9 protein-coding genes and 1 tRNA gene are annotated in these 7,343 nt (G+C 54.5%); 5 read left to right on the forward strand and 5 right to left on the reverse strand.

The features are described 5' to 3' along the window. Nucleotides 1-6 precede the first annotated feature (6 nt). Nucleotides 7-282, reverse strand: a complete 276-nt coding sequence (locus KOM00_RS11595; RefSeq protein ID WP_216499071.1) for a chorismate mutase — start codon at nucleotides 280-282, stop codon at nucleotides 7-9. A gap of 8 nt (nucleotides 283-290) precedes the next feature. Continuing rightward, complete coding sequence (gene nadB / locus KOM00_RS11600; RefSeq protein ID WP_216499072.1) at nucleotides 291-1,886, reverse strand: L-aspartate oxidase; 1,596 nt, start codon at nucleotides 1,884-1,886, stop codon at nucleotides 291-293. A 343-nt stretch (nucleotides 1,887-2,229) separates the two neighbouring features. Between nadB and KOM00_RS11605 the strand changes: the two genes are divergently transcribed. The 3 genes from KOM00_RS11605 (at nucleotide 2,230) to KOM00_RS11615 (ending at nucleotide 3,585) form a co-directional block, all read left to right on the forward strand. Then, nucleotides 2,230-2,844, forward strand: coding sequence for a lytic transglycosylase domain-containing protein (locus tag KOM00_RS11605; RefSeq protein ID WP_216499073.1), 615 nt, complete (start codon nucleotides 2,230-2,232; stop codon nucleotides 2,842-2,844). A gap of 15 nt (nucleotides 2,845-2,859) precedes the next feature. Continuing rightward, the gene (pgsA, locus tag KOM00_RS11610; protein ID WP_216499074.1) at nucleotides 2,860-3,450 is read left to right on the forward strand and encodes a CDP-diacylglycerol--glycerol-3-phosphate 3-phosphatidyltransferase; all 591 of its coding nucleotides are present in this window, start codon (nucleotides 2,860-2,862) and stop codon (nucleotides 3,448-3,450) included. 60 nt (nucleotides 3,451-3,510) lie between these two features. After that, a tRNA-Cys gene (locus KOM00_RS11615) sits at nucleotides 3,511-3,585 on the forward strand. A 99-nt stretch (nucleotides 3,586-3,684) separates the two neighbouring features. On the opposite strand, the gene KOM00_RS11620 is transcribed toward KOM00_RS11615, so the two are convergent. From KOM00_RS11620 to KOM00_RS21025, 3 genes are read right to left on the reverse strand one after another with little or no spacing between them, the layout of a single operon-like run. Continuing rightward, complete coding sequence (locus KOM00_RS11620; protein ID WP_216499075.1) at nucleotides 3,685-3,936, reverse strand: helix-turn-helix transcriptional regulator; 252 nt, start codon at nucleotides 3,934-3,936, stop codon at nucleotides 3,685-3,687. Between the two features lie 40 nt (nucleotides 3,937-3,976). Next, the gene (locus KOM00_RS11625) at nucleotides 3,977-4,225 is read right to left on the reverse strand and encodes a hypothetical protein (RefSeq protein ID WP_216499076.1); all 249 of its coding nucleotides are present in this window, start codon (nucleotides 4,223-4,225) and stop codon (nucleotides 3,977-3,979) included. Then, nucleotides 4,206-4,415, reverse strand: coding sequence for a relaxase domain-containing protein (locus KOM00_RS21025; RefSeq protein ID WP_216499094.1), 210 nt, complete (start codon nucleotides 4,413-4,415; stop codon nucleotides 4,206-4,208). Before KOM00_RS21025 ends, KOM00_RS11625 begins: the two co-directional genes overlap by 20 nt. Nucleotides 4,416-4,898: 483 nt before the next feature. On the opposite strand from KOM00_RS21025, the gene KOM00_RS11635 reads away from it, so the two are divergent. Both KOM00_RS11635 and KOM00_RS11640 read left to right on the forward strand, forming a co-directional pair. Next, the gene (locus tag KOM00_RS11635; protein ID WP_216499077.1) at nucleotides 4,899-5,903 is read left to right on the forward strand and encodes an alpha/beta fold hydrolase; all 1,005 of its coding nucleotides are present in this window, start codon (nucleotides 4,899-4,901) and stop codon (nucleotides 5,901-5,903) included. 687 nt (nucleotides 5,904-6,590) lie between these two features. Next, complete coding sequence (locus tag KOM00_RS11640; RefSeq protein ID WP_216499078.1) at nucleotides 6,591-7,157, forward strand: hypothetical protein; 567 nt, start codon at nucleotides 6,591-6,593, stop codon at nucleotides 7,155-7,157. Nucleotides 7,158-7,343: the final 186 nt, after the last annotated feature.

Genomic DNA, 7,343 nt, shown 5'->3' on the forward strand with positions numbered 1-7,343 from the left:
CTCCCTTTAATGTTCGCCTCGGGTCATGATGCGCTCCAGGCGGCGCGATTCGTCGATTACCCTCTCGAAGAGCCGCACGATGGCCTGGTCGTCCAGGGGCCCATGGTTCGCGGACGTCATCCGGGCGAAGATCCGCTTCTCCCTGGCGGGGTCGTAGACCGGCAGGTCGAGCCCCTTCTTGATCTCGCCTATCCTGAGGGCGAGGGAGGCGCGCTCGTTGAAGATGCGCAGCAGTTCGCTGTCCAGCCTGTCTATCTCGTCCCTGATCTCGTCAATGCCCATGGCGGTCCTCAGAACTTCTTCTTGATGTGGGTGTCGCGCTTCCAGTTCTGGTCGTCGACGCCCGGGTAATCGATGTTGTAGTTGAGCCCGCGCGACTCCTTCCTCATCTGCGCGCAGGCGACGATCAACTGGGCCACGGTGGCGATATTGCGCAGTTCGATGAGGTCGGAGGTGACGATGAAGTTCCAGTAGTACTCCTCGATCTCGTCCTGGATCAGCTCGATGCGGCGCATGGCGCGCGCGAGGCGCTTGTCGCTTCTCACGATGCCGACGTAGTTCCACATGAAGCGTCGGATCTCGTCCCAGTTCTGGGACACCACCACCATCTCGTCCGAGTTGGTCGCTGTGCCGGCGTCCCACTCGGGGATCAGCGGGAAGGAGAACTCCTCGTCCTTGAGCACCTGCACCGCGTGCTCGTAGGCGCGCCCGGCGTAGACGGCGGCCTCCAAAAGCGAGTTGCTTGCCAGGCGGTTGCCGCCGTGCAGGCCGGTGAAGGCCACCTCGCCGATGGCGTAGAGGTGCTTGATGTCGGTCTCGGCGTTGAAGTCGACCTGGACGCCGCCGCACAGGTAATGCGCCGCCGGCACCACCGGGAGCATCTCCTGGGTCATGTCGATGCCGTACTCGAGGCAGGTCTGGTAGATGTTGGGGAAGCGGGAAGTGATGTACTCGGCGCCGCGGTGCCTGATGTCCAAAAAGACGCAGTCGTCGCCGTAGGTCTTCATCTCGTTGTCGATGGCGCGTGCCACGATGTCGCGCGGGGCCAGGTCCTTCAGGTGGTGGTACTTCTCCATGAAGGCGGTGCCGTCGCGGCGCTTGAGGACGGCACCCTCGCCGCGCACAGCCTCCGAGATCAGGAAGGAACGGGCGTTCGGGTGGTACAGCGTGGTCGGGTGGAACTGCATGAATTCCATGTTGGCGATGGTCGCCCCGGCGCGATAGGCCATGGCGACGCCGTCGCCGGTTGCCACGTCAGGGTTGCAGGTGTAGAGATACACCTTGCCGGCGCCGCCCGAGGCAAGAAGCGTGATGCGCGCGGCGAAGGTCTTCACCACCCCCGACTCCTTGTCCAGCACGTGGGCGCCCAGGCAGCGGTTGTGCTCCAGCTTCTGCTTGAGCACCTTCGACTCGGTCACCAGGTCGATGGCGATGTGGTTCTCGTAGATGGTGATGTTCTCGTGCCTTTTGGCCGCCTCGACCAGGGCGCGCTCGATCTCGCGGCCGGTGATGTCCTCGGCGTGCAGGATGCGCCGCGCGCTGTGCCCCCCCTCGCGGGTCAGGTCGTAGGCGTCGCCGCTCTTGGTGAACTGCACCCCCCAGTCGATCAGGTTGCGGATGACCTTGGGGCCCTCCTCGACCACCATGCGCACCACGTCCTCGTGGCAGATGCCGGCGCCGGCGACCAGTGTGTCCTGCACGTGCGCATCGAAGGTGTCCTCTTCCGAGGAGACCGTGGCGATCCCCCCCTGCGCGTAATTCGTGGCCGACTCCGAAATATCCTGTTTGGTAACCACCGCGACCTTGCCGTGGGCCGCAGCCTGCAGCGCGAAGGAAAGCCCCGCGATACCGCTGCCGATTACCAGAAAATCAGTTTTTTCCTTCATCAACTACCCCCCGATAAGCTGGATTAGGCGTTTCTTGAGACCGAAAGTATGAGACGAAGCCGTGCAGCAGTCGCGAGTACTTCAGGAAAGGCTCAGGGGGTCATGGCGGCAGCGTTGGGCCTGTGCCCTCAAAGGAGATTTCTTGGCGTGCGTCGCGGATACCTTGCGTTCTTCGCGTAACCGGCTCGGGAAAACCCGCAAATTATTGATCCCAGCGAGATTTTTGTCAAGACTTTTGACGGGTTATAGCCCGCCAACGTCACATTAGACCTTGAATTATCATGTTTATTGGTCTATATAATTCGAGGGCGATTTTTCTTTCCCATTAAAAAAAAGGAAGCTCATGCGCTTTAAGTCACACCGAGTTTATCTGGCAGCCGTCCTGACAGTTGCCGCGGTGTCTTGGTGCCTTCCGGCACCGGCTCGCGCCGACATATATAAATACGAGGATCCCGACGGAACCGTTCACTTCACCGATGCCCCGACCGACAAACGGTTCAAGATCTTCATGCGGGACATCAAGAAGGACAAGAGGCTGAGGACCGCCTTCAAGCTCTCAGGCTATGCCCGCAACCCGGCCGAGTTCGAGCCGATCATCAGTTCCTGCTCCCGTGAGTACGGCGTCGACAGCTCGCTGGTGAAGGCGGTGATCCACGCCGAAAGCGGCTACAACCCGAGCGCGGTTTCGCCCAAGGGGGCACAGGGGCTGATGCAGCTCATGCCCAAGACCGCCCAGGGACTCAAGGTGAACGATTCCTTCAACCCCTCCGACAACATCCGCGGTGGCGTCCGCTACCTCAGGTTTCTGCTGGACACGTTCAAGGGGAACGAATCACTGGCGGTGGCTGCCTATAACTGCGGCCTCAACGCCGTGGCCAAGTACGGCGGCGTCCCCCCCTATCCCGAAACCCAGACTTACGTATCCAAGGTACTCAGTTACCGGAACATCTATAGATAGCGCAAAGGCGAACGCATGCCCTCCACCCAAGCCCAGATCCTCAACATCCCGAACATCCTGACCATGGTGCGCATAGCCGCCATACCGCTTCTGTGCGTCCTTTTGCTCTCGCCCGAGCGGGAGCCGGGTTTCTGGGCCGCGGCCCTGTTCGCCGCCGCCTCGGTCACCGACTGGCTGGACGGGTACCTGGCCAGGAAGCTGGAGATCGTCACCGTGTTCGGCAAGTTCCTGGATCCGATCGCCGACAAGCTGATCGTTATGGCCGCGCTGATCATGATCCTCCCCTTCGACCGGGTGCCCGCCTGGATGGTGCTGGTGATACTCGGGCGCGAGATGATCATCACCGGTCTGCGCGGCATCGCCTCCACCGAAGGGATCGTGATCCCGGCCAGCAACCTGGGCAAGTTCAAGACCATCTTCCAACTGGTTGCTATCATCGGCCTTCTGCTGCACTACGACTACCACTGGTTCTTCGGCATCGACCATCCCCTGCTGGTGGTGAACATGCACAACGTCGGCATGTTCTATCTCTGGATCGCCACGATCATAACCATCTGGAGCGGCGTAGACTACCTGAGTAAATTTGTCAGGGTAATAGCCAAATAAAAATTTCGTATTGACACAAGCGAGGGAATCAGGTTATAAACGGGTTCCTTCGATGCACAAGGCGGCATGGCCAAGTGGTAAGGCAAAGGACTGCAAATCCTTCATTCATCGGTTCAAATCCGATTGCCGCCTCCAATAATAAAAGGGGCTTATGGTTACTCACCGTGAGCCCCTTTTTCTATCGCTGCAATAATCGCTGTAATAAATTCTCAATCCCATAGCTGCAAGAAAATCTTATCCCTTTCCCTTAGGCAAAGCAGAATTCGGCTCCCCACTTTGTAATGAAGGCATGTTACTCGGGACGGCAACCCTCTCGCGTTCCCTTACCCACTCCTCCACCTCCGTGAGGTGCCATCCGACCGAGCCACTCCCGAGTCTCACCCGGGCCGGAAATCGCCCAGCCTTCTCCAGCCGCCACTGCGTCGAATGGCTTAGCCCGATGAGTTCCAACACCTGTTTGCGCCTGATCAGTTTGTCGTTCTCCATATGGGACCTCCTCTCGGGTAAACTCCCCGGGATGATATCTTTAACCTGAATGTCGGAACTTGTCGAAGCTGAAGGGACGCAGGATCGGTGGTGCTGCGTCGTCCGGAAGCCGCTCCATGTAAACATAGCGGTCATCCATGACGGGGCGCTTTGCCAAGGCCGAATCACGCCACTGCTCCTGGAGTCCTCCGAAGGAAAAGCAACGGGAGAGTTCAGAACCAGCGGATATGATCCGTATCGGCAGCGGCAGAATAAATTTTCCATTTAAATCAAATCGTCTTGGGGACAACGAGCAGCTCCTGGGAAAGCGGATGTCTTCCGGCACAGAGTGCCGGGAACTCCTCCTCCCGTACCGGACCTGAACGTCCCAGCGACTCCGCTCCACGTCCGAACCACCGGGAGTTTACCCCTTGGTCATTCCCCCTGAGGTAGTGTTCTCTCTGGAGAATTATCCCCGGCCTGTCCGGCGTGCATTCCAGGCGAGACTGACATCATTGTATAATCACTCCCAGATACCCGTAAGCCAACGTGACTGCCTTCTTGGAGATTTATGTATCCCATAAAAAAGACCTCGAAGGTGGCACCTTTAGATCAGCTTTGATGGTGACGCCTCGACGCCAACACAAACATTAACATATCTTAATCATAGAGCAATGTCCACACTGCTCAGCCTAAAAATTAACTTGATAGGGAAAAACCTTTAATTTAAAATGTCCAAACAACTTTTATGATAGCCGGCGCTTTCGTAATGTCCCCAACTCTGTGTTGCTTTGATAATCTCGATTTCTGCGACCTCATAAAGGTGACATGGGCTCCAGATTGGCATTTGGAGATTCAACACCAGACAGACTATAGCTAAAAATAATTTAGTATAAATTACCAACCAAGCGCATCAGCGATTGGCAAAACGGCTGCTGGTGCACTCTCAGCGTTGGGTGGGAAAAAACAACAGGAGGGAACACATGTTGTATCTCATTTGCGCGCGCAAAGTGAAAAATGGTGAATTTGTCGGTGAGCCGGGAAGAATCAGCTATATCGAGGTGGTCCCCGATGCCAAGAGCTATGGGCCTTCTGATGTCATTAAAGAATCGATTTGGTTCGATCGTGTGAGCAACCTTGCCGACGGCGATCCCAATCCGACTTCAACTAGTCCTAAGGGAGATGTCCTGATCTTTGTTCATGGCTACAACAATACGATTGAAACGGTATTGTGGCGGCAGAGGCAGTTGCAAAATGATCTCGAGGCGGAAGGTTGGAAGGGTATTATTGTGGGGTTCGACTGGCCAAGTGAAGACAGTACATTGAACTATCTGGAGGACCGCTCTGACGCTGCGGAGGTCGCGGTTTCCCTGGTCACAAACGGCATTAGTCGTCTCGCTAGAGGGCAACAGTCCGGTTGTCAGACCAACGTCCACTTGCTCGGACATTCTACCGGAGCATATGTTGTCATGGAAGCTTTTGCCCAGGCCGAGAAGAATGGGGCGCTGTTCAAGCAACCGTGGCGCGTCGGGCAGGTCGCTTTTATCGGCGGAGATGTCGCGTCTTCGACTCTGCGAGTGGACAGTGAATGGGCAGCACCCCTTTTCCGGCGCTGTATGCGCCTGTCCAACTATTCGAATCCGAACGATAAAGTTCTGGCCGTTTCCAACGCAAAGCGACTTGGAGTCGAGCCCCGGGCTGGACGCGTTGGACTACCAGAAAATCCCCACCCCAAGGCCGTTAACATTAATTGTGGCGAGTATTTTTCGACGCTTGATCCTGATAGATCGACGTTCACGGGAACCTTCAATCACTCCTGGCACATCGGCAATCGAGTTTTCGCCCGGGATCTTGCGATGGTCATCGAGGGAGGGATCGACCGTTTAGCAATTCCGACTCGTAAAGTGAAGCAAGGTGAACTCGTTCTCCAAGATTCCCCAAGACCAATGTTTCAGAGTAAATGGGATAAGACGAATCCTGTCAAGTAAAGACGGATAACACAACGAAAGACCGAGAGACAGCCATTGAAAAAGGTGGCATTTTAAATGAATTGACAATAAGACCATTTGACCCGGTCGAGCCGTTGTATGGAAGACAAAATGAGAGTTTTTTGTCTCAACTGTTGGTGGTTACCCTAGGAAGTGGCGGTTTACTGTTCTGGGCCGGCGCCCCATCACGGCAACTGTTACCAGAGGCCGCGCCATCGGAAAGCAATGGCACGTGAGGCAGGTCTCCCCGGATAAGAATGTGAACTATCGCTACGCCAACATTTACCGCTTCTCCTGAATCCGTGGGACTTCGTCATGTTGTGCTGACTTGCCCGGATGACGGCCTTGTACTATGTTTCTGTTCGTCGGCTCATAGCTTTGCGCTCGGGCTTCCTTCAGCCCCCTCCTCGCGAGACGCCCTTGCCGTCGGCTAGTACTTGTTCGACGCCCTCTCGCGACTGTGCTGGATTCTACGTACAGGGGACTTGCACCCCATAAGTTCACGCCCATGCCGGGCGTACACAAGACACATGGGCGCCGACCGCCCGAAAAAGCCAGGCGGACGGGTCATGTGCCGAGGCGTTGAACACAAAGGAGAGTTAAATTAAAGACGATTGTTCCACAGAATTTGTGTGGTGCCATCAGGTTATAAAGTGTGATACAAGGCGACTTGAGGAGGTTATAGTGATGCTAAAATACATTACATTGCTATCAATGTGTATATTTATTGCTGGTTGCAGTCCACATACTAAAGATCAGCAACCTGTAAAGAATGTGGAATTAGCTGAATTACAAGAAAACATAAGAAAAAATTACAGGGAAATGAAGGAAGTTAGTATTTTAGATTTATCTGGAAATAACAAGTACTGCCTGAAAAGAGTAGAAAAATATATAAAAGAGCAACAATTATATTACAACAATCCAAATCCGATGATAGTGTTCTATGAAAATTTCACATTAGAACTTAATGGAACAATCAATACCAAGGGAGAACTTAAGATCGCAGCTACTCCAGAAGGAAATGTTTCGATATCTAAAGGAACAGAGCAAAAAATTAATTGGCCAGTTAGAGTTGTGTCCTTAAGTGCTTTACCTGACCATTATCTAAGAATTAGGCTTGGCCTAATACAAGATTATAAAGACATTCTTGAAATAGAACAAAGACGGAAGCTTGTGAACGAAGTTATGCTAGGTTACATTCGATTAAAAAAAAGAGTCAATAAACTACAGTGTGATTTTCACCCCAGAGAATGAGCAGAGTTAGACCTATGCATTTGGTAAAACCAGATAAACAAACAGCAAGAACGCCGAATATTCAATCGGGTAGCCGGGGGTTTCAGCCCCCCGGCCCCCACACCACCCGGCATGCGGGTCCGCACCGGGCGGTTCGTTGAAGTTACCGGGCCGTAGCCGGGTAATGGACCTTCACCCACAGTTCTT

The organism is Geomonas diazotrophica (assembly GCF_018919385.1).
Taxonomy (GTDB): Bacteria; Desulfobacterota; Desulfuromonadia; order Geobacterales; family Geobacteraceae; genus Geomonas; species Geomonas diazotrophica.

What these genes read in the sequence shown, in the direction of transcription:
- KOM00_RS11620 (WP_216499075.1), bottom strand. Translation starts at nt 3,936, where the DNA reads ATGGAGAACGACAAACTGATCAGGCGCAAACAGGTGTTGGAACTCATC.
- KOM00_RS11595 (WP_216499071.1), bottom strand. Translation starts at nt 282, where the DNA reads ATGGGCATTGACGAGATCAGGGACGAGATAGACAGGCTGGACAGCGAA.
- nadB (WP_216499072.1), bottom strand. Translation starts at nt 1,886, where the DNA reads ATGAAGGAAAAAACTGATTTTCTGGTAATCGGCAGCGGTATCGCGGGG.
- KOM00_RS11605 (WP_216499073.1), top strand. Translation starts at nt 2,230, where the DNA reads ATGCGCTTTAAGTCACACCGAGTTTATCTGGCAGCCGTCCTGACAGTT.
- KOM00_RS11640 (WP_216499078.1), top strand. Translation starts at nt 6,591, where the DNA reads ATGCTAAAATACATTACATTGCTATCAATGTGTATATTTATTGCTGGT.
- pgsA (WP_216499074.1), top strand. Translation starts at nt 2,860, where the DNA reads ATGCCCTCCACCCAAGCCCAGATCCTCAACATCCCGAACATCCTGACC.
- KOM00_RS11635 (WP_216499077.1), top strand. Translation starts at nt 4,899, where the DNA reads ATGTTGTATCTCATTTGCGCGCGCAAAGTGAAAAATGGTGAATTTGTC.